The organism is Rhizobium sp. 16-488-2b, from assembly GCF_017741815.1.
Classification (GTDB): Bacteria; Pseudomonadota; Alphaproteobacteria; order Rhizobiales; family Rhizobiaceae; genus Rhizobium.
Window position 1 is genome coordinate 536,945 of record NZ_JAGHMF010000034.1, and the last position, 18,512, is coordinate 555,456.

General features: G+C 61.4%; 18 protein-coding genes. 12 read left to right on the forward strand and 6 right to left on the reverse strand.

The features are described from left to right. Window positions 1–8 precede the first annotated feature (8 nt). Complete coding sequence (locus tag J5286_RS26000) at window positions 9–1,163, forward strand: YcaO-like family protein (protein ID WP_209192995.1); 1,155 nt, start codon at window positions 9–11, stop codon at window positions 1,161–1,163. A gap of 124 nt (window positions 1,164–1,287) precedes the next feature. Next, entirely contained in the window at window positions 1,288–1,545 is a 258-nt protein-coding gene (locus tag J5286_RS26005) for a hypothetical protein (RefSeq protein ID WP_209192880.1), read from the forward strand. A 33-nt stretch (window positions 1,546–1,578) separates the two neighbouring features. Here the strand turns inward: J5286_RS26005 and J5286_RS26010 are convergent, their stop codons facing one another. Next, window positions 1,579–2,046, reverse strand: coding sequence for a GNAT family N-acetyltransferase (locus tag J5286_RS26010; protein WP_209192882.1), 468 nt, complete (start codon window positions 2,044–2,046; stop codon window positions 1,579–1,581). A gap of 392 nt (window positions 2,047–2,438) precedes the next feature. On the opposite strand from J5286_RS26010, the gene J5286_RS26015 reads away from it, so the two are divergent. The 4 genes from J5286_RS26015 (at window position 2,439) to J5286_RS26030 (ending at window position 6,451) form a co-directional block, all read left to right on the forward strand. Then, a complete protein-coding gene (locus tag J5286_RS26015) occupies window positions 2,439–3,137 on the forward strand; it encodes a glycosyltransferase (RefSeq protein WP_209192884.1) in 699 nt (232 codons plus the stop codon). Window positions 3,138–3,140: 3 nt separating this feature from the next. Next, on the forward strand, window positions 3,141–3,701 hold the full coding sequence (locus J5286_RS26020) for an acyltransferase (RefSeq protein WP_209192886.1): 561 nt from the start codon (window positions 3,141–3,143) through the stop codon (window positions 3,699–3,701). Further along, on the forward strand, window positions 3,698–4,576 hold the full coding sequence (locus J5286_RS26025) for a 3-deoxy-manno-octulosonate cytidylyltransferase (protein ID WP_245206543.1): 879 nt from the start codon (window positions 3,698–3,700) through the stop codon (window positions 4,574–4,576). The genes J5286_RS26020 and J5286_RS26025 overlap by 4 nt, the downstream gene beginning before the upstream one ends. A 189-nt stretch (window positions 4,577–4,765) precedes the next feature. After that, window positions 4,766–6,451, forward strand: coding sequence for an FAD-dependent oxidoreductase (locus tag J5286_RS26030; protein ID WP_245206544.1), 1,686 nt, complete (start codon window positions 4,766–4,768; stop codon window positions 6,449–6,451). Window positions 6,452–6,490: 39 nt separating this feature from the next. Here J5286_RS26030 and J5286_RS26035 read toward each other — a convergent pair whose 3' ends face one another. The 3 genes from J5286_RS26035 to J5286_RS26045 all read right to left on the reverse strand — a co-directional run bounded on the left by J5286_RS26035 (window position 6,491) and on the right by J5286_RS26045 (window position 9,408). Beyond that, window positions 6,491–8,404 carry a monovalent cation:proton antiporter-2 (CPA2) family protein gene (locus J5286_RS26035; RefSeq protein ID WP_209192889.1) on the reverse strand — a complete coding sequence of 638 codons (1,914 nt, stop codon included), beginning with the start codon at window positions 8,402–8,404 and terminating at the stop codon, window positions 6,491–6,493. Further along, window positions 8,397–9,014, reverse strand: a complete 618-nt coding sequence (locus tag J5286_RS26040) for an NAD(P)H-dependent oxidoreductase (RefSeq protein WP_209192890.1) — start codon at window positions 9,012–9,014, stop codon at window positions 8,397–8,399. Before J5286_RS26040 ends, J5286_RS26035 begins: the two co-directional genes overlap by 8 nt. Window positions 9,015–9,102: 88 nt before the next feature. Continuing rightward, window positions 9,103–9,408 carry a UBP-type zinc finger domain-containing protein gene (locus tag J5286_RS26045; RefSeq protein WP_209192891.1) on the reverse strand — a complete coding sequence of 102 codons (306 nt, stop codon included), beginning with the start codon at window positions 9,406–9,408 and terminating at the stop codon, window positions 9,103–9,105. A gap of 284 nt (window positions 9,409–9,692) precedes the next feature. On the opposite strand from J5286_RS26045, the gene J5286_RS26050 reads away from it, so the two are divergent. Then, complete coding sequence (locus J5286_RS26050; RefSeq protein WP_209192892.1) at window positions 9,693–10,301, forward strand: helix-turn-helix domain-containing protein; 609 nt, start codon at window positions 9,693–9,695, stop codon at window positions 10,299–10,301. Between the two features lie 86 nt (window positions 10,302–10,387). Here the strand turns inward: J5286_RS26050 and J5286_RS26055 are convergent, their stop codons facing one another. After that, window positions 10,388–11,284 (reverse strand): LysR family transcriptional regulator, encoded by an 897-nt coding sequence (locus J5286_RS26055; protein ID WP_209192893.1) that lies wholly within the window; start codon window positions 11,282–11,284, stop codon window positions 10,388–10,390. Between the two features lie 104 nt (window positions 11,285–11,388). On the opposite strand from J5286_RS26055, the gene J5286_RS26060 reads away from it, so the two are divergent. Then, window positions 11,389–12,606, forward strand: a complete 1,218-nt coding sequence (locus J5286_RS26060; protein WP_209192894.1) for an MFS transporter — start codon at window positions 11,389–11,391, stop codon at window positions 12,604–12,606. 76 nt (window positions 12,607–12,682) lie between these two features. On the opposite strand, the gene J5286_RS26065 is transcribed toward J5286_RS26060, so the two are convergent. Beyond that, window positions 12,683–12,928: a DUF982 domain-containing protein gene (locus tag J5286_RS26065; RefSeq protein ID WP_209192895.1), complete on the reverse strand. Its 246-nt coding sequence runs from the start codon at window positions 12,926–12,928 to the stop codon at window positions 12,683–12,685. A 218-nt stretch (window positions 12,929–13,146) separates the two neighbouring features. Here J5286_RS26065 and J5286_RS26070 point away from each other — a divergent pair, with 218 nt between their 5' ends. The 4 genes from J5286_RS26070 to J5286_RS26085 all read left to right on the forward strand — a co-directional run bounded on the left by J5286_RS26070 (window position 13,147) and on the right by J5286_RS26085 (window position 18,463). Continuing rightward, window positions 13,147–15,189 (forward strand): NADH:flavin oxidoreductase, encoded by a 2,043-nt coding sequence (locus tag J5286_RS26070; protein WP_209192896.1) that lies wholly within the window; start codon window positions 13,147–13,149, stop codon window positions 15,187–15,189. 195 nt (window positions 15,190–15,384) lie between these two features. Further along, complete coding sequence (locus tag J5286_RS26075; RefSeq protein WP_209192897.1) at window positions 15,385–16,386, forward strand: ABC transporter substrate-binding protein; 1,002 nt, start codon at window positions 15,385–15,387, stop codon at window positions 16,384–16,386. Window positions 16,387–16,497: 111 nt separating this feature from the next. Beyond that, window positions 16,498–17,385 carry an ABC transporter permease gene (locus J5286_RS26080; protein ID WP_209192898.1) on the forward strand — a complete coding sequence of 296 codons (888 nt, stop codon included), beginning with the start codon at window positions 16,498–16,500 and terminating at the stop codon, window positions 17,383–17,385. Beyond that, on the forward strand, window positions 17,378–18,463 hold the full coding sequence (locus J5286_RS26085) for a quaternary amine ABC transporter ATP-binding protein (protein WP_209192899.1): 1,086 nt from the start codon (window positions 17,378–17,380) through the stop codon (window positions 18,461–18,463). Before J5286_RS26080 ends, J5286_RS26085 begins: the two co-directional genes overlap by 8 nt. Window positions 18,464–18,512 lie beyond the last annotated feature (49 nt).

Here is an 18,512-nt window from a genome sequence, read left to right on the forward strand (position 1 = left end):
ATCGGATCATGCCGGCATCTGAGACGCTATCTCGCGTCACGCCGCTTCTGGCACAATTCGGCATAACGCGCGTGGCCCGCCACACGGGCCTCGATCATATCGGCATGCCCGTCTGGTGCGCCTACGCGCCCAACGCGCCATCCGCCGTCGTGGCGCAGGGCAAGGGAGTATCCGACGACGATGCCAAAGTCTCGGCAATCATGGAGGCGCTCGAGCGAGCCGTGGCGAGCCGGCCGGCGGCGTCAACATTACGGGCAACCGCGCGCGATTTGCAGGACGAAGGGCATAGGCTGACGACGGTTGCTTGTCTAACTGGATTGCATAAGGCGGATATAGGTCTGGACGAGCCGGTGGACTGGGTGATCGGGCGCGAACTGATATCAGACGTCCCAATTTATGTCCCATTCGAGGCTGTTGTCCTGAACCGCACACGAGAGTCGCGCTTCTGGATGTCGTCCGATGGACTGGCGTCGGGAAACAGCCACGACGAAGCGATCTTGCACGGCATGCTCGAACGCATCGAACGGGACGCATATGTGCTCTGGCAGATAGGCGATGACTGCTCCAGGCGGTCGAGATGCGTGGCTCCCGCATTGTTCGGCGACGATGTTCTCTTTCGACTGGTGGAAAAGATCGCAGCCGCCGGTCTTGTCCTTAAACTATTCGACATAACCAGCGATGTCGGCATTCCGTGCTTCACCGCCTTGCTGGGGCCGCGAGGTATCCTGTCGGACTCGTCCGTCCGTTTCCTGGAAGTGACGGGTGGAAGCGGCGCGCACCCCTCTCCTGTCCGTGCAGCCATTCGCGCGATAACCGAGGCTGCACAATCGCGGCTGACATTTATCAGCGGCGCGCGTGACGATATCGCGCCCGAAGCTTTTCGAGCGCTGTTGCCTGCACAGCTGCGCGACAGCTTTTTGAGCGAACCTGTTGCGCCTGCACCATTTTCCCATCCCGCAGGGCAGTCACTGCAGCAGTATTTGAGCCATACGTTGGACAGGCTGCGTGCAGCAAGCATAAACACGGTGGCTACAGTGAAGCTAAGCGCCCCGGATCTTCCGTTCGTTGTGGTAAAGGTGCTGATACCGGAGTTGGAAAATCCGGATGGAAAGCGGGCGCGGCGGTTCGGAAGCCGGGCCCTTTCAAAAGCGTTTCAATTCTAGCGAGCCTATCCCACTGGCTGCAAACGATCGGCGTGTGATACCGCCCCCAAGTTGTTTCACACTTTATTCACGGGCGCCGCACGCGTCGCAAGCCTATGCTGCCTTTAGTTGGCGGAGAAGAAACATGAGTGCGAAGCCTAAAGACCACGGGGATGATCACGGCGACAACACGAGATCGCCAGAGGATATCAAGGAGCTCGCGGCACTCGCGCGGCTGATTAGCTATGCGCGCTACGCGGCCGAGGATGTCGAGCTTGTCGGCGCCGTCCATTGGCTCGAACTCGCGATACAAGCGGTAAATCGGGAGATTCTCGCCTCGCCGAACATGGAGATCGTTGCGCCCTATCTCGCGACGACGACGGACAGCCGCAGCACGCACTGATTTTGTGAGCCCGGCGCGATCGGCGACCCTGAGCTACATGTCTTGCAAGACAGTCGCGCCGAGCATTTTGGAATAGACACACAAAGCGTTGGATCGGCTGTAGCCGTTCGTCTTGTAATAGTCTGCGACACCGCCCACCTGGCGCGAGACCAACCATAATTGCGGATAGCCTAGTTGAATCGCGGTGCGCTCTACATCAGAGAGCAGGGCGGTTCCAAAACCCATTCTTTGATGCAATGGCGAGATGGCAATCTCCGCGACATATAGGCCAGTGCCGATTGCCGACGTATGCGGCGATGCGAATACGAAGCCGACGAGTTGCCCCTGATAAAAAGCCCCAAGGTTGACGGCGTCCGATGGCGAACACAGTTCGACCAGCCGCCTTCTGGCATTCTCCATTGTCCAAGCCTCTTCCCAAGGGGGCTCGGCGTAGGCCTGAACTAGGATATTCGCGCCATACAGCGCCTCTGCCTGATCAATTCGTCTTACGCTGAACGTCATACCGAACCTGCTGCTGATCGATGCTCTTGTTGCGGCGACCGGACCAACTAAGCACAGACGCGCCTTTGGGTGTTGTGACTTCGACGTGACACAGCCATTGCGCGAACCTGGGATTCGTGCTGAATATTGCTACGATGGGGTGAGCTAGAGTAGGCAGGCGCATGCGCGCCAATATTGCAGACATCGCGCCATCAGTGATTGCATTTCGACAAATCGGCCGTCGCTTTGAGCTCGACGTGGCAATGGTCACGGGCTCAATTGAGGGATCGCCGGCAGCGATGGAGTGAAATTGAGCCTCGGGGCGCTGCAATCGCCTTCAGATGTTGACTTTAGCATTCAGCATTCCAAATCCTTAACTTCGACTGTTTCGCGCTGACGTTTGGAGGAAATGCATGGCGGATTTAGCAGTTTATATTGGATGGGATTCCCGCGAAGATATTGCCTACCAGGTTGCCAAGGCCACGTTGCTCAAAAACGCATCCATTGATGTCGAGGTTCACCCCATAAAGCTGCAGGAACTCGTCGATCAGGGTGTCTACACCCGCGAAGTCGACCCTCTGGCTTCGACCGAGTTTACCTATTCCCGCTTTTTCACGCCGTGGCTTGCCGACTACAAAGGCTGGGCGTTGTTTTGCGACTGCGACTTCCTGTTCTTCGGCGATGTTGCCGAGTTGCTGCGCTACAAGGATGACAGCAAGGCCGTGGCCTGCGTCCATCACGACTACACTCCCAAGGAGGGCGTGAAGATGGATGGCAAGGTGCAGACCAATTATCCCCGCAAAAACTGGTCCTCGTTCATGCTGTTCAATTGTGAGCACCCGTCCACCCGCCAGCTGACACCCGAGCTCGTCAATTCACAGACCGGCGCCTATCTTCACCGCCTGCAATGGGCGAAGGACAGCGAGATCGGCGAAATCCCCGAAGAATGGAACTGGTTGGAGGGCTGGAGCACGAAGCCAACCCAAGGTCTCCCGAAGGCCGTCCACTATACCAACGGCGGCCCGTGGTTTCACAATTGGCAGGACGTCGAATACGCGGATGTCTGGCTTGAGAAGGCACGCGCGCTCGACCCGCATTTCGCACCCGTGTGACCCGTGAACCTCGGTTTTCTCGTCAGCCTCCGGGCCGCCTTGTCGGGCGGGGCGCTCCGGATCGGGACGAGACCGAATATGCGGTATTTGCCAGAGCTTCGCTATCGGCACGGCGAAATCGAAATCGGTGACCGGCTCTTCACTCAATGTGGTGTGGTCCTCGATGCGCAGAGCGGCAAGATCGAGATCGGAAACGATGTCTCGCTGAACGATTACTCGATTGTGCTGGGACATGGCGGTGTCAGGATCGGCGACAGTACCAGGATCGCGGCACATGCCGTCATCGTCTCGTTCGAGCACAGCTACGAGGACGCCACGGTCCTTATCAAAGATCAGCCGATCAAAAAGGGCAGGGTGGAAATCGGCAGGGACGTCTGGATCGGTGCGGGCGCCAAGGTGCTTGCCGGCAGCAACATCGCCGACGGCTGCGTCATCGGCGCGAATAGCGTCATCAAGGGAGCGACGGAGCCGTTTGGTGTCTATGTGGGCTCGCCCGCGCGCTTGGTCAAAAAGCGTGCCCTGCCCGACACAAGAGGGGCCGACATGACAGGGAGGGAACGATGATTGACAGGGATGGAAATCCCGAATTCAAGACGACCAACCCTGCTGCGGCTGCCGCGGAGGAATGGAGGTCGCTGCTGGCGGACTATAGCGATGTCGTCTTGGTCGCAAACAGCGATGAAGTGGATATAGAGGAGCTGAAAAAGCGCTTTCCTGACACAACGCTCTTCATCTTCTTCAACAAGGTCTTCAAGGTTCTGAGCGAGCCTTTCACCCGCCATTCCATGCTCTTCTCAAGAAGCGGAACGCTAGGCGCCAATCTCGTCAAGAGCGGCAAGGTCGATAAGGTGCTGCCCTATTTCGACACGCGCACCTTCCACGGTGTCGTGAATATCAAGGCCGGGTCCGAGGAGCAGCTGAGCCCGGCATCGGATTTCGGCGACGTTCATGTCAGGCACCTCGATCTGACGGATGTCTTCACTCCGTTCTACCCTCGCGCCAGCGTGCCAACGACGGGATTTGCGCTCTGCTTCTGGCTGACGACGCTCAATCTTGGCACCAGGATCACCCTGGCGGGTTTTTCGTCGAAGCGAAGCGAGCGCTACAAGGTTCTCGATGTTCACGACTGGACATTCGAGCAGGTGCTGCTGCGCCTGATGTTCCGCAAGGGGAAGATCAACATTGTCGGGCGCGAGGCGTCCAACCCCTATGCGGATCTCTCCGCGCACTTTCCCGAATTCACACCCGCCGATATCGAGCTCACCGCCAATGAGATCATCGACGAACGGCTCGGCAACCTGAGTTCGATCGTCGATCGCCTGATGGATGTCACCCGCTTCCTTCGCTTCCTGGATCGGACCTGGAAGAGCTTGAAACCAAAGTCACGCAAGCAGCGCCGGTGGGAATCGATGGAGCCGAAAGGCGACGACAAGGGCTGATCCGCCAAGACCTGTGTCGGCAGTGCCCGCAATGGCGCATTATGTCCCGATCCTTGCAAAGACGATCCATTCGTTCAATCCTGCGGCGGCAATCTCTTTATGCTGCATGGCGGCGGCCGATGAGCCACTGCCTGAATGGAAGCCGCGGCATCCCGTCAACGGGGATGTCCATCGCGACGGAGACGGATGATGATTGCCACGCCCATCGACCCGACTGATCCATGGCTGCGCCAGGCGCAGACATTCCCGGTCCTGTCCGTCGAGATGATCGAGCGCGCCAAGGCATACGGTCGAGAAGAGGTGGTGGCCGAGGACACATTCGTCTTCGAGCGCGGCCAGCGCGGCATCGATTTCTTCCTGGTGCTGGAAGGAGAGATCGAGCTGTTCATCGATGATGTCAGACGCGGTCGCCGCCTAGTCTTCACCTATCATCCCGGCCAGTTCTCCGGCGAACAGAACATCTTCACAAAACGACCCATGCTCCTGTCGGGGCTGGCAAAATCCGGTTCGCGCCTGCTGCGGATCACCAACCGAGATTTTCATGCCTTCATCACAGGCGAACCCGATATCGGCGAGACGATCATCCGCGCCTATATCCTGCGCCGCGCCGGCTTCGTGCGTCATTCGGAGGGTGGCGTCCTGTTGATCGGGGACCGGCATCATGCCGACGTTCTCCGCATCCAGCGCTTCCTGACGCGTAACCTCTATCCTGTTGCCGTCGTCGATCCCGCGGCTGTGCCGCTGATGCAGAGCCTGGCGGTGACAGCGGATGCGCTTCCTGTCGTGGTGACGCCCGACAGGAAGGTCTGGTCGCGTCCTTCCAACGCCGCACTTGCGGATCTGCTTGGGATCAACGAGCCGCCGGAGAGAGACACGGTCTACGACGTCGCCGTGGTCGGCGCTGGCCCGGCGGGCCTCGCCGCATCGGTCTATGGCGCATCCGAGGGCCTAAGCACCATCGTCTTGGAAACGCTCGCCCCGGGCGGGCAGGCCGGAACCTCGTCCAAGATCGAGAATTACCTCGGCTTTCCCACCGGCATTTCCGGCCAGGCGCTCGCCGGCCGGGCGCATATTCAGGCGCAGAAATTCGGCGCGAGGATTTCGGTCTCGCACGAGGTCATGAAGCTCGATTGCTCCTCGCACCCCTATCGCCTCTTTCTCGATGACGAGACGTCGCTGCGCGCGCGCTCGATCGTGATCGCAACAGGTGCGCGCTATCGAAAGCTCGATGTCTTGAACTACGACAAGTTCGAAGGGCAGGGCATCCACTATGCGGCTACGGCCATGGAGGCCCAGGTCTGCGCGGATGAAAACATCGTCGTGGTCGGCGGCGGCAATTCCGCGGGCCAGGCTGCCGTCTTCCTGTCGCGAACGGTCAAGCACGTACATATGCTGATGCGCAGCGGCATCGCCTCGACGATGTCCGACTATCTGGTCCAGCGCATTCAAAGATCGCCGCGCATCAGCCTCTACCAGCAGGCCGAGATCACGGCGCTTCATGGTGGCAAGACGCTGGATGGCGTGACGTGGATCGATCACCTCACCGGCGAGAGCCACGAACTGCCTGTTACCAGCATCTTCGTCATGATCGGCGCGTCCCCGAACACGGGCTGGCTCGACGGCTGCCTCGATCTTGACCAGCACGGCTTCGTCAAAACCGGCATGGCTACTGTGGGCGACACGCCGCCTTCACCCTATGCGAGCTCGAAGGACGGCATCTTCGCGGTCGGCGATGTCCGCGCCGGTTCGGTCAAGCGCGTTGCTTCCGCTGTCGGCGAAGGTTCGGTAGTCATCGCCGCGATCCACCAGTTCCTTGAACGCCAGCGCCATGCCGAACATGACGAACCGGAACTCAACGCCACCACCGCGCGATGAGTATGGCGAGGCCGGCTCAAACGCCGGCTCGCTGATCGCTCAATCGATGTTCTTTTCCAGTTGTTCCGCCGCGATATCGGGCGGCGTCCAACCGCGTTCGGCCTTTTCGCCCAGCGCGCTGCGGTCGCCCATCATCGCCTGCTCCAGCAGGTCGGCGATTTCCTTGGCCTTGACGATATATTCCTTGTTGTCGAACACCTCGACCTCTTCTCGCCACAGAGGCGCGAGTTGACGAAGGCCTCGGACATCCTGGCGGACGAACACGGCCTTGCTCTTTTCGACATCGTAAGGATGCATGCCGAGGCCCTTCAGCGCGTAGCCGGCGGCACGCACGGAGCTGTCGAACACCTCGCGGACGATATCGTGCGCGCCCGCCTCATAGAGCCGGTAGACGGTGGTGCGGTCGAAGGCGCGGGCAATGATGTGGATATGCGGGTTCTCCCGCCGCGCATGCTTGACGATCTCGATCGCCCGCTCCGGATCGTCGATCGCGACGACAAGTACCTTGGCCTCGTGAAGCCCCGCCGAATGCAACAGGTCCGGCCGGCTGGCGTCGCCGAAGAAGGAGCGGACGCCGAACTTGCGCAGGCCGTCGATGACATCGGCCTGGTGGTCGAGCACGATGGTCTTGTAGCCATTGGCGAGAAGCATGCGGTTGACGATCTGCCCGAAACGGCCGAGGCCGGCAATGATGACGGAGCCCGGCTCGGCGATCTCGTCAGCCTCGTCCTCCTGCCGGCGATCGAAGCGCGGCACGATCAGCCTGTCGAAGATGATGAAGAGCGCCGGCGTGAACAACATGGAGACCGCGACCACGAGCAAAAGGATCGCCGCAAGATCGGGCGGCAGCACGGCGCTTTGGACGGTGAACGAGATCAGCACGAAGCCGAACTCGCCCGCCTGCGCCAGCCCCAGCGCGAAAAGCCAGCGGTCGGTGCCGCGCAGCTTGAAGACGAAGGCGAGCGCCATCAGCACGATCGCCTTGAGCACCATCACGCCAAGCGTGATCCCGAGCACGGCCCAGACCTGTGCATAGAGCAGCGAGAAATCGATACTGGCGCCGACGGTGATGAAGAACAGGCCGAGCAGCAGTCCCTTGAACGGCTCGATATCGCTCTCGAGCTCGTGCCGGAATTCGCTGTTGGCGAGCACGACGCCGGCCAAGAACGTGCCGAGCGCCGGCGAGAGGCCGACTACGGTCATCAGCAGCGCGATGCCGATGATCAGGAGGAGTGCGGCAGCGGTGAAGATTTCGCGGAGCTTCGAGCGGGCGATGAGGCGGAAGATCGGGCGCGACAGATAGTGGCCGGCGGCGATGACGAAGGCGACGGCCACGATCGTCACCAGCGTCACCTGCCAGCCCGGCAATCCCTCGACGAGGCTGAACGAGTGGTGGCCGCCACTCTCGGCATTGCTGCCGAGCGGATGGCGCACAAGCTCCGGCAGCGCCAGAAGCGGGATGAAGGCCAGCATGGGAATGACGGCGATATCCTGGAACAGCAGCACCGAGAAGCTTGCCTGTCCACCCGACGAGCGCAGTAGCCCCTTTTCACCCAGCGTCTGCAAGACGATCGCAGTCGAAGACAGCGAGAAGATGAAGCCGATGGTCAGCGCGACGCTCCAGACCTGACCGAGAAGCATGGCGCAGCCCATGACAACCAGCGAGGTGACGATCACCTGCAGCCCACCAAGCCCGAGCAGCTTGGCACGCATCTCCCAGAGCGCGCGCGGCTGCAGCTCGAGGCCGACGAGAAACAGCATCATCACCACGCCGAACTCTGCAAAATGCTGCAGATCCTGCGTCTCGTTACCAACAAGATGCAGGGCCGGGCCGATGACGATGCCGGCGATGAGATAGCCGAGCACGGAGCCGAGCCCCAGCCGCTTGGCGATCAGCACGGAGACGACGGCGGCGAGCAGATAGATGAAGGCCTGGAAGATGAAGCTATTCATGGGGCGTGCTCTCACGAAGCGGAAGCGTCTCGGCGCTCAGCAATTCCATGCCGGCGGCGGCGTCGATGTCGAAGGTTTCATCGCGCAGAGCCTCCAGCAGCCGTCGGTAGCCCTCCAGATGCGGCTCTGCCCGGCCATCGCCACGCGCATCGTGCGCGGCAAACAGTGCGTACGGAGCGACGAAGCGCATCCGGCACAGATTTGCCGTCTGCTCCAGTGGCGACAGCAGCGCCCGAAGACGGAAATGGTTGCTACCCTGTTCGCTATAGGCGTGATCCGGGCCGCCGGCGGTGATGACAGGCAGGAAGAGCTTGCCCGCCAGTTTGTCTCCGGTGTGGCCGTAGGCGAAGCCATATTCCAGCACCAGATCCTGCCACTCCTTCAGGATTGAAGGGGTCGAGTACCAGTAGATCGGAAACTGGAAGATGATCACGTCGTGCTTCAGCAGCCGGGCCTGTTCGACGTCGATGTCGATATCGAGCTTGGGATACTCGGCGTAGAGATCAACGAAAGTCACGCCTTCGATGCCGCCGGCAATCTTGGCCATCAGGATATTGACGCGCGAATGGCGCTGTCCGGGGTGGGCGAAAAGCACGAGCACCTTGGCCATGTATGGGCTCCCATCTGAATTCAAAATGCGTGAGATCCAGGGGCGGATCGGTCTGACGTGCGCGGGATCCGCACGGCCTTGGCAAGACCTAGTAGAATTGCGGGATCGGCCCTACCTGTTCGGTTTGATCAGGCAAGTCAACCATGATTTCATCCACATAGCACCATCCCCATCCCTCCGGCGGATCATAGCCTTCCATGACGGGATGACCGGTTTCATGGAAATGGCCGGTGGCGTGTCGGCCGATCGACTGATCGCAGCAGCCGACATGGCCGCATTCCCGGCACAGTCGCAGATGCACCCAGGCCTGACCGATCGCCAGGCACTCTTCACAACCGCGCGTCCTTGGGCGGACGTCGCGGACCAGGCGAACATGCTTGCAAGTATGCGACATGGTTCTTCCTCTCGTTTGCTGAATTTATGCGGGCGACTTCGGCTGTTGGCAATCGCTTCCTGCGAGCCCGCGATCAGGGGCTTCCCGCGCCTGGCATGGGGGATTCGATGCGTCCTCACGAGACTTATGCAGTCGTTCCGTGCGCGGGCAACTATACCCAGGTATGCCCCCACAAGACCCAGGTCTATGCAAACTTGATCATAGTAGGATTTCACCCGCGCGTTCCCGTCACCAGAATGAACCCAGAAAATCACACTTCAACGGTTTCAGGACGGAGATTGACGATGCAGGCGACGGCTATGATTGCGATGGACCACCACGAGCCGAACATCGGCGCCCTCGGCGTCATTCAGCAGGCCTCCTCCGAAGTATCGCGGCTCCTCGCACGCGCCATCCATTGCGTCGATCAGGACGAGGCGATCGCCATCGATCTCGTCAAACGCGCCTCGATGCTGCTGAAGCCAACCCCAGCCGTCTCGGCCAATGCGGTACCGCGCGAAAGAGCGGCATCGGGCGGCTTGGCGCCGTGGCAGGTGGCACGGGTCAAGCGGTACGTCGAAGATAACATGTCGCGGACCGTGGCGATCGACGAACTGGCGGAACTGGCACGGCTCAGCACCAGCTATTTCTCGGCCGCCTTCAAGACGAGTTTCGGTCTGTCGCCGCACAGCTATGTTATCGCCCAGCGCGTCGAGCGCGCCAAGCAGCTGATGCTTTCCACCGATGCGCCCCTGTGCGAGATCGCGCTCGATTGCGGCCTTGCCGATCAGGCGCACCTCTCGCGGATTTTCCGCCGCGCAACCGGCACGACCCCCAGCGCCTGGCGCCGCTTCCGCCTTCGCCCGGCCGCCAAGCGCGAAGCTGTGGGATACGAGGTTGCGCTGACTGTTTGACCGCGGCTTCTAACGCACGAGCGGGACGGGGATCTATGATGTGCGCGGCACCAGCGCCACCGATACCGGAGCATCCGGCAACTGGATCAGGCGGTCTGTTCGGCAAGCGCCGATCGGATTGCGGAGATGAAAACCCGTACCTTTGGCAGGATCAGCCGGGTCGTCGGGTAAACCGCCCAGATCGCGTTGGTTTCGGGTACAGCGTCCTCGAGCGTGATGCGAACCAGGCGGCCGGCGCGGATATCGTCTTCGACATTCCAGTCGGACAGCAGCGTAATGCCGCCGCCGGCAAGGCAGGCGGCGTGGCAACCGGCGATGCTGCTCGACGAGAAGCGGGCATTTAACCGTACATGCGCTTCCTCATCGCCTTGCATGCCGCTGCCCATAAATGTCCAGTGCGTGACGCCGGTCATCGGAAGGCAATCGTGCTCAAGCAGATCGTGCGTGTTCACCGGTGCGCCGTGCCGCTCAAGGTAAGCGGGTGCGGCGACCAGCGACCGCGCATTGTCGGCGAGCTTTTGGGCGATCAGGCTGCTGTCCTTCAGCCGCGCGATCCGGATCGCGAGATCGGTGCCGGAGGCAACGAGATCAGGCAGACCGTCATTCATGTCGACGGAGATCCTGAGATCCGGATTGTCGTCCAGAAGCTTCGGCACGAGCGGCATGACGAGTTTCAGGCCGAAGGCGATGGGCACCGAGACGCGCAACAATCCCGCTGCGCCCTCACCATCCGTCCGCAGGCGGGCCTTGGCCTCATCCTCGTTTTCCACCAGCGCCTGGGCGAACGGCAGGAAGGTCTCGCCCTCCGGCGTCAGCGAAAGAGACCGCGTGGTTCGATGCATCAGCCTTACGTCCAGCACCGCCTCAAGCGCAGCGAGACGGCGGGTCGCCACCATCGGCGCGATCCCAAGGCGCCGCGCTGCTTCCGAGAGACTGCCCGCGGCTGACGCAACGACGAAAACCCTGACGTCCTCGGTATTCATTATATCGACTTTCGATATTCAGGCTGAACATTTTCGATCAGTACCGCGAGATGCGAGAAAATAATAGATAGATCCCATCTTCTGAAGCCAGAAAGGCAAACAGCATGACCACCGTCACCACAATCGAAAGGCCGGGGGGTGCGACATCGGCCGGCATAGGCCAGATCGGCCTTCTCGCCATGGCCGCGGCCAGCGGCATCGCCGTCGCCAACATCTATTATAACCAGCCGATGCTCGGGATCATCGAAGCCGATTTTCCGGGCCAATCCGCCACCGGACTGATCCCCACCGCAACCCAACTCGGCTACGCGCTCGGGCTGCTTCTGTTGCTCCCGCTTGGCGATCTCGTTCACCGCCGGCGTCTGATCATCGGCCAGTTCCTGATACTCGCCGTCGCGTTGGTGCTTGCGGCGATCGCGCCCACGGCCTGGACACTGGTTGCGGCGTCTCTCGTCGTCGGCGCGAGCGCAACCGTCGCCCAGCAGATCGTACCTTTCGCGGCCTCGCTGGCATCGCCTGAAAAGCGAGGTGCCACGATCGGTACTGTGATGGCGGGCGTGCTCTCGGGCATCCTGTTCAGCCGCACCCTGTCCGGTTTCGTCGGAGAGCATGCCGGCTGGCGCGAGATGTTCTGGATCGGCGTTCCGATGGCACTCGTGGCCGCAGTCATGATGTTTGCGGCCCTGCCGAACCATCGCCCGACCTCGCGCATGCGCTATCACACCGCGATCCGTTCGCTCGCTCATCTGTGGAAGCAGCATCCGGCGCTGCGCACGGCAACCTTCGTGCAGGCAGCTCTCTTCGCGTCGTTCACCAGTTTTTGGACGATCCTGGCGCTCTACCTGCAAGGCCCACGTTTCGGCCTTGGCGCTGATGTCGCGGGTCTGTTCGGTATCGTCGGCGCGGTCGGCGTCTTTGCGGCGCCGGTGGCGGGCCGTATTGCTGACAAACGCGGCCCGCATTTCGTAGTGTGGCTCGGTGCTCTCTTAACGCTCGTCGCCTGGATCGTCTTCGGCGTGTGGTGGTCGATCGCAGCGCTGATCATCGGCGTCATCGTGCTCGATTTCGGCATTCAGAGCGCGCTGGTCTCAAATCAGCATATCATCTACGCGCTGGACCCCGAGGCCCGCAGTCGGCTGAACACGATCTTCATGACGGGCATGTTTCTCGGCGGTGCCGCCGGATCAGCGCTTGCGACGTTTGCTTGGGGCTATGGCGCATGGCCGGCCGTGACCGTTCTCGGCGGATTGCTCGCCATCGTGTCGCTCGGCGTCAGGCTGCTCGATCATCGTGCGCAGCCAAAGACGGCCGGACGTCACTAAGCGAGACGCCAACTCGCAAAGAAAAAGCGCCAGCCGTGTTTTCGGCTGGCGCTTTCGATTCAATTAAACGTGAAAGTCAGCCTTCGATCTGAAGGTTGGCATCTCGCGCTGCGGCGATCAGGGCCTGCCTCGCGTGGCCGACACCACGCTTTCCTTCCAGCACAGCGGCGCAGGCCTTGAGCGCGCGAACAAAGGATTCACCCGTCAAAACCGGCCATTTGTCGGCCAGCAGCCAGGCCGCGTCGCGCGTGCTTTTCACCACGTATTTCACGGAGCCAATCGCGATTGTGAGTGGTCTCTTCCAGAGCTTTTCATCAGTCATGCATCACCTCATCGGCGGCCTTAACGCGGGCCGTAAGATTTGGTTCCGCTGATAATTTCAGATGAGGTGATGCTCATATAGTGACCAGCCGACGACCAACGCGTCGCGCAAAAAACACCGCGCGACGCATTGGGGGTGTTTCATGGCGTTTTTGTTCATCGCACCCGGCGTCGTTTTGAGGGAAGATCGGCCTTTCTCTTGTTTGGTGGTGCAGATCGATGGCTTCGCAGGATCCCCTACTTCAACCATTCCAATTGAAGCATTTGACGCTGAAGAACCGGCTGATGTCGACCGCGCACGAGCCGGCTTATTCGGAAGACGGCATGCCGACCGATCGCTATCGGCTCTATCATCTCGAAAAGGCCAAGGGCGGCATCGCGCTCACCATGACGGCGGGCTCGGCGGTCGTCTCGCCGGATTCGCCGCCGGCCTTCGGCAACCTGCACGCCTATCGCGACGAGATCGTACCATGGCTGAAGCGGCTTTCCGACGACTGTCATGAACACGGCACGGCCGTGATGATCCAGCTTACCCATCTCGGCCGCCGCACCGGCTGGAACAAGGGCGACTGGCTGCCGGTGCTGGCGCCAAGCCCGATCCGCGAACCCGCCCACCGCGCCTTTCCCAAGGAGGCGGAAGAGTGGGACATTGAGCGGATCGTCGACGATTATGTCTCGGCTGCGCAACGCATGCAGGCCGCCGGCCTCGATGGCATCGAGTTTGAAGCGTATGGCCACCTGATGGATGGCTTCTGGTCACCGGCCACCAACGTCCGCGAGGACGAATTCGGCGGCGGGCTCGAGAACCGCATGCGCTTTTCGACGATGGTCACGGAGGCCGTGCGCAAGGCCGTTGGTCCTGATTTCATCGTCGGCATCCGTCTTGTCGCCGACGAGCAATGGGACAAGGGCTTGTCGCGCGAGGAGGGCGTGGAAATCGCGAGACGGCTCGTCGCCGGCGGGTCGATCGATTTTCTGAATGTCATCCGTGGCCATATCGATAGCGACGCGGCGCTCAACAACGTCATCCCCATCCAGGGCATGCCGTCCGCGCCGCATCTGGATTTCGCCGGCGATATCAGGGCCGCGACGAAATTTCCGGTCTTCCACGCCGCCCGTATTTCCGACGTCGCGACCGCGCGGCACGCGATCGCCGAGGGCAAGCTCGACATGGTCGGCATGACGCGGCCTCATATCGCCGATCCGCATATCGTGAGAAAGATCGAAGCCGGCGAGGAAGCGCGCATCCGCCCCTGCGTCGGCGCGACCTACTGTCTCGATCGCATCTATGAGGGCGGCGAGGCGCTCTGTATTCACAATGCGGTGACGGGCCGCGAAACGGAACTGTCGCACGAGATCGCTCGAGTCGCGTCGCAGCGACGGGCGGTGGTCGTGGGCGCCGGGCCGGCCGGGCTTGAAGCCGCCCGCGTGCTGGCCGAGCGCGGCCACACGGTCGACATTCTGGAGGCGAGCGGCGAGGCTGGCGGCCAGATCAATCTACTGGTCCGCAATCCAAGGCGGCGTGAGATGGTCGGGATCATCGACTGGCGCCTGGAGGAGCTCGAACGGCTCGGTGTCACGATCCACTACAACGTCTTTGCCGGCGGCGACGATGTCCTGGCCTTCGAGCCTGATCTGGTGGTGGTGGCGACTGGCGGCATTGCCCAGTCGCCTGCGCTCGACGCCGGCGATGAGCTGGTCACCTCGACATGGGATATCCTGGCCGGCTCGACGAAGCCGGGCGAGACCGTGCTTCTGTTCGACGACAACGGCGCTCATCCGGGCATGTCGGCGGCCGAAGTCATTGCCGGTGCAGGCGCCGAGCTGGAGCTTGTATCGCCGGAGCGCTTCTTCGCGCCGGAGATCGGCGGCATGAACCATGTGCCCTATGCCAAGGTCTTCGCCGAGAAGAACGTCAAGGTCACCATCAACACGCGGCTGAAATCCGTGCACCGCGATGGCAACCAGCTGGTCGCCGTTCTCGGCTCCGATTATGCCGAAGCGACCGCGTGGGAGCGCCGGGTGTCGCAGGTCGTCGTCGAGCACGGAACGATGGCCAATGCCGATCTCTATTTCGAGCTGAAGCCGCTGTCGCGCAATCTGGGGGCCGTCGATTACGGCGCCTTGATCGCAAGACGAGCGCCGTTGCGGCAGCGCAATCCGGAGGGCCGCTTCGATCTCATTCGAATCGGTGACGCGGTGGCGAGCCGCAATATCCACGCGGCGATCTACGAAGCCTTCCGCTTCGCATCACTTCTTTGAGATCAGGTGCGACAAGGATGATCTTATTGCGACTGACGTTACATGAGAACATTGAAAGAAAGCTCCAATGCGCCATTTTTTGACGCAATCGGAATGGCGCATGCCGGGCCAATGACGGCTCAATGGGGAGGCTGGCGGACGCGGTGCTGCTGGCGCCCGGGTTCACGTTGCACCGCGACCAGAGGGAACAAGAAAATGAAAATGCTTTTGGCTTCCACCGTCCTCGCCGCCGGCCTGCTTGGCCTTGGCGGTGCTGCATCCGCCGCCGAATGTGGTGATGTCACCATCGCCAACATGAACTGGCAGTCCGCTGAAGTGGCGGCAAACATCGACAAGCTGATCCTTGAGGCAGGCTACGGCTGCAAGGCCGAACTGGTTGTCGGCGATACCGTCCCGACGCTCACCTCCATGGCCGAAAAGGGCCAGCCCGATATCGCGCCCGAGGCCTGGGTCAGCCTGCAGCCCGAGATCGTCAACCGCGGCCTGACCGACGGCAAGTTCATCAAAGCGGCGAAGATTCTCTCCGATGGCGCCATCCAGGGCTGGTGGATTCCGAAGTATTTCGCCGACGCGCATCCTGACGTGAAGACGATCCCCGACCTGATGAAGCATCCGGAGCTTTTCCCGGCGCCTGAAGACAAGAGCAAGGGCGCCGTCTTCAACGGCCCGCAGGGCTGGGGCGGCACTGTCGTGACCGCGCAGCTCTTCAAGGCCTACGGCGGCGACAAGGCCGGTTTCACGCTCGTCGACACCGGCTCTGCCGCCGGCCTCGACGGCTCGATCGCCAAGGCCTACGAAGCCAAGCAGCCATGGGTCGGCTACTACTGGGCGCCGACGGCACTTCTCGGCAAGTACGAGATGGTGAAGCTCGGCTACGGCGCCGAATATGACGCCGCCGAATGGAAGCGTTGCACCTCGGTTGCCGATTGCGCCGATCCGAAGGAAAACGCATGGCCGGCCGATAATGTCGAGACGCTGGTCACCAAGACCTTCGCCGATCGTGCCGGCCCCGATGTCGTCGGCTACCTCAACAAGCGCGCCTGGACCAACGACACCGTCAACAAGCTGATTGCCTGGATGTCGGACAACCAAGCCAGCGGCGAAGAAGGTGCGAAGTACTTCCTGAAGAACAACGAAGCGATGTGGACCACCTGGGTTTCGCCCGAGGTTGCCGCCAAGATCAAGGCTTCGCTCTAAGCGCCGCATCGACAGCGGGCGGCCCGATTACGGGATGGCCGCCCGCTTACACACCGGCGAGACGGCCAACAATAATCAAAGCCGCCGCCGATTTTGTCATGGGGAACCGACATGGATTGGCTCTGGAAATTTCCGTCGATGGACGAGGATATGCTGCGCGCCTTGAAAAAGAGCGTGGACGAGGGCTTTCGCGCCTTCACCCGCGGCTACGGCAGCGGCATCGAAAATCTGTTCAGCCCGCTGCAAAGCTTTCTGATCTGGGCTGAACGCCTGATGACGGGCATGCCATGGCCGCTGGTGATCGCGCTCATCGGCGCAATCGCGTGGCTGGCGACGCGCAGCTGGCGGATCGTCGTCGGCTGTATCGTCACGCTGCTGCTCATCGGCTATTTCGACATGTGGGAAGACACGATGAAGACGGTCTCGATGATCTTCGTCTGCACCGTGCTTTCGATCGCGATCGGCATCCCGATCGGTATCGTCATGTCGCGCTCGGACCGGCTGCAGAAGATCGTCAACCCGATCCTCGACGTCATGCAGACGATGCCGAGCTTCGTCTATCTCATTCCCGTCGTCATGCTGCTCGGTATCGGCCGCGTGCCCGGCGTCATCGCCGTCGTCATCTATGCACTGCCGCCGATGATCCGGCTCACCAATCTCGGCATCCGCATGGTCGATCGCGACGTGCTCGAGGCAGCCGACGCCTTCGGGTCGTCGAGCTGGCAGAAGCTGCGCAATGTCCAGCTGCCGCTGGCGCTGCCGACGATCATGGCCGGCATCAACCAGACGATCATGATGGCGCTCGCCATGGTGGTCATCGCCTCGATGATCGGCGTGCAGGGTCTCGGCCAGCCGGTGTTGAAGGCCATCGCCAACCAGTATTTCACGCTCGGCGTCTTCAATGGCCTCGCCATCGTCGGCATCGCCATCATCTTCGACCGCATCAGCCAGGCTTACGGCCTGCGTCTGCAGAAGCACCGGGAGGTCGTCCATGGCTAGCCAGTCGATCGATATTCGCAGCCTTTACAAGATCTTCGGCCCACGCGCTCGCGATTTCGTCGAACCCGTCATGCGGGGGATGTCGAAGACCGAGCTCAACAGGGAGCACGGCCATGTCCTTGGCCTGAAGGACATCAACATCACCATCCCCGGCGGCGGCATCACCGTCATCATGGGGCTATCGGGCTCGGGCAAATCCACGCTGATCCGCCACATCAACCGCCTGATCGACCCGACCTCAGGCGAGGTTCGTTATGGCGATGTCGATGTCTGTCGCATGGACAAGGAGCAGCTGCGCCAGTTCCGCCAGAAGAAGACCGCGATGGTCTTCCAGAAGTTCGGCTTGCTCCCTCATCGAAACGTGTTGCAGAACGCCGTCTACGGCCTTGAAATCCAAGGCGTGGGGAAGGGCGAACGCGAGGAGCGCGCGCAACACTGGATCAAGCGCGTTGGTCTTGACGGCTTTTCCAACCACTATCCCAATCAGCTCTCGGGCGGCATGCAGCAGCGTGTCGGCCTTGCCCGCGCGCTGACCAACGATGCCGAAATCCTGCTGATGGACGAGGCCTATTCGGCGCTCGATCCATTGATCCGCGTCGACATGCAGACGGTGCTGCTCGACCTGCAGAAGGAGCTGAAGAAGACCGTGGTCTTCATCACCCACGACCTAGACGAAGCATTGCGGCTCGGCGACCGCATCGCGATCCTCAGGGACGGCGAGGTGATCCAGCAGGGTACCTCGGCCGATATCGTGCTCAGGCCCGCCGACGAATACATCACCGCCTTCGTCAAGGAGGTGAACCGCGCAAGAGTGATCCATGTCGATGCGGTCATTGCGCCGCCGTCAGTGTCGGTGAAGTCCGGCGTTCGTATAACCACTGGCACGACCGTCGAGGAAGCGCTGCGGCAGCTATCGGCCGCCAACGCGTCCGTGGCCGCTGTCGTGTCTGGAGACGGTCAGGAGATCGGCAGCGTCAACATGGGCGAGCTGATCCGCTGCCTCGTCGGTCAGGAGCCGGGCACATCGCAAACGGCGTCGCCTGCGGCCGTGGCCGAAGCGATGTCGGCGATCCCGTGATCGGCGGGCAAACAGCGTTGCATTCAGCTTGAAACATGCGTGGCCGAAC

Excerpts from the sequence above, each read along its gene's own strand:
- J5286_RS26080 (WP_209192898.1), top strand. The coding sequence starts at position 16,498 with ATGGATTGGCTCTGGAAATTTCCGTCGATGGACGAGGATATGCTGCGC.
- J5286_RS26065 (WP_209192895.1), bottom strand. The coding sequence starts at position 12,928 with ATGACTGATGAAAAGCTCTGGAAGAGACCACTCACAATCGCGATTGGC.
- J5286_RS26055 (WP_209192893.1), bottom strand. The coding sequence starts at position 11,284 with ATGAATACCGAGGACGTCAGGGTTTTCGTCGTTGCGTCAGCCGCGGGC.
- J5286_RS26005 (WP_209192880.1), top strand. The coding sequence starts at position 1,288 with ATGAGTGCGAAGCCTAAAGACCACGGGGATGATCACGGCGACAACACG.
- J5286_RS26040 (WP_209192890.1), bottom strand. The coding sequence starts at position 9,014 with ATGGCCAAGGTGCTCGTGCTTTTCGCCCACCCCGGACAGCGCCATTCG.
- J5286_RS26030 (WP_245206544.1), top strand. The coding sequence starts at position 4,766 with ATGATTGCCACGCCCATCGACCCGACTGATCCATGGCTGCGCCAGGCG.
- J5286_RS26085 (WP_209192899.1), top strand. The coding sequence starts at position 17,378 with ATGGCTAGCCAGTCGATCGATATTCGCAGCCTTTACAAGATCTTCGGC.
- J5286_RS26045 (WP_209192891.1), bottom strand. The coding sequence starts at position 9,408 with ATGTCGCATACTTGCAAGCATGTTCGCCTGGTCCGCGACGTCCGCCCA.
- J5286_RS26050 (WP_209192892.1), top strand. The coding sequence starts at position 9,693 with ATGCAGGCGACGGCTATGATTGCGATGGACCACCACGAGCCGAACATC.
- J5286_RS26000 (WP_209192995.1), top strand. The coding sequence starts at position 9 with ATGCCGGCATCTGAGACGCTATCTCGCGTCACGCCGCTTCTGGCACAA.
- J5286_RS26015 (WP_209192884.1), top strand. The coding sequence starts at position 2,439 with ATGGCGGATTTAGCAGTTTATATTGGATGGGATTCCCGCGAAGATATT.
- J5286_RS26035 (WP_209192889.1), bottom strand. The coding sequence starts at position 8,404 with ATGAATAGCTTCATCTTCCAGGCCTTCATCTATCTGCTCGCCGCCGTC.
- J5286_RS26060 (WP_209192894.1), top strand. The coding sequence starts at position 11,389 with ATGACCACCGTCACCACAATCGAAAGGCCGGGGGGTGCGACATCGGCC.
- J5286_RS26025 (WP_245206543.1), top strand. The coding sequence starts at position 3,698 with ATGATTGACAGGGATGGAAATCCCGAATTCAAGACGACCAACCCTGCT.
- J5286_RS26075 (WP_209192897.1), top strand. The coding sequence starts at position 15,385 with ATGAAAATGCTTTTGGCTTCCACCGTCCTCGCCGCCGGCCTGCTTGGC.
- J5286_RS26070 (WP_209192896.1), top strand. The coding sequence starts at position 13,147 with ATGGCTTCGCAGGATCCCCTACTTCAACCATTCCAATTGAAGCATTTG.
- J5286_RS26010 (WP_209192882.1), bottom strand. The coding sequence starts at position 2,046 with ATGACGTTCAGCGTAAGACGAATTGATCAGGCAGAGGCGCTGTATGGC.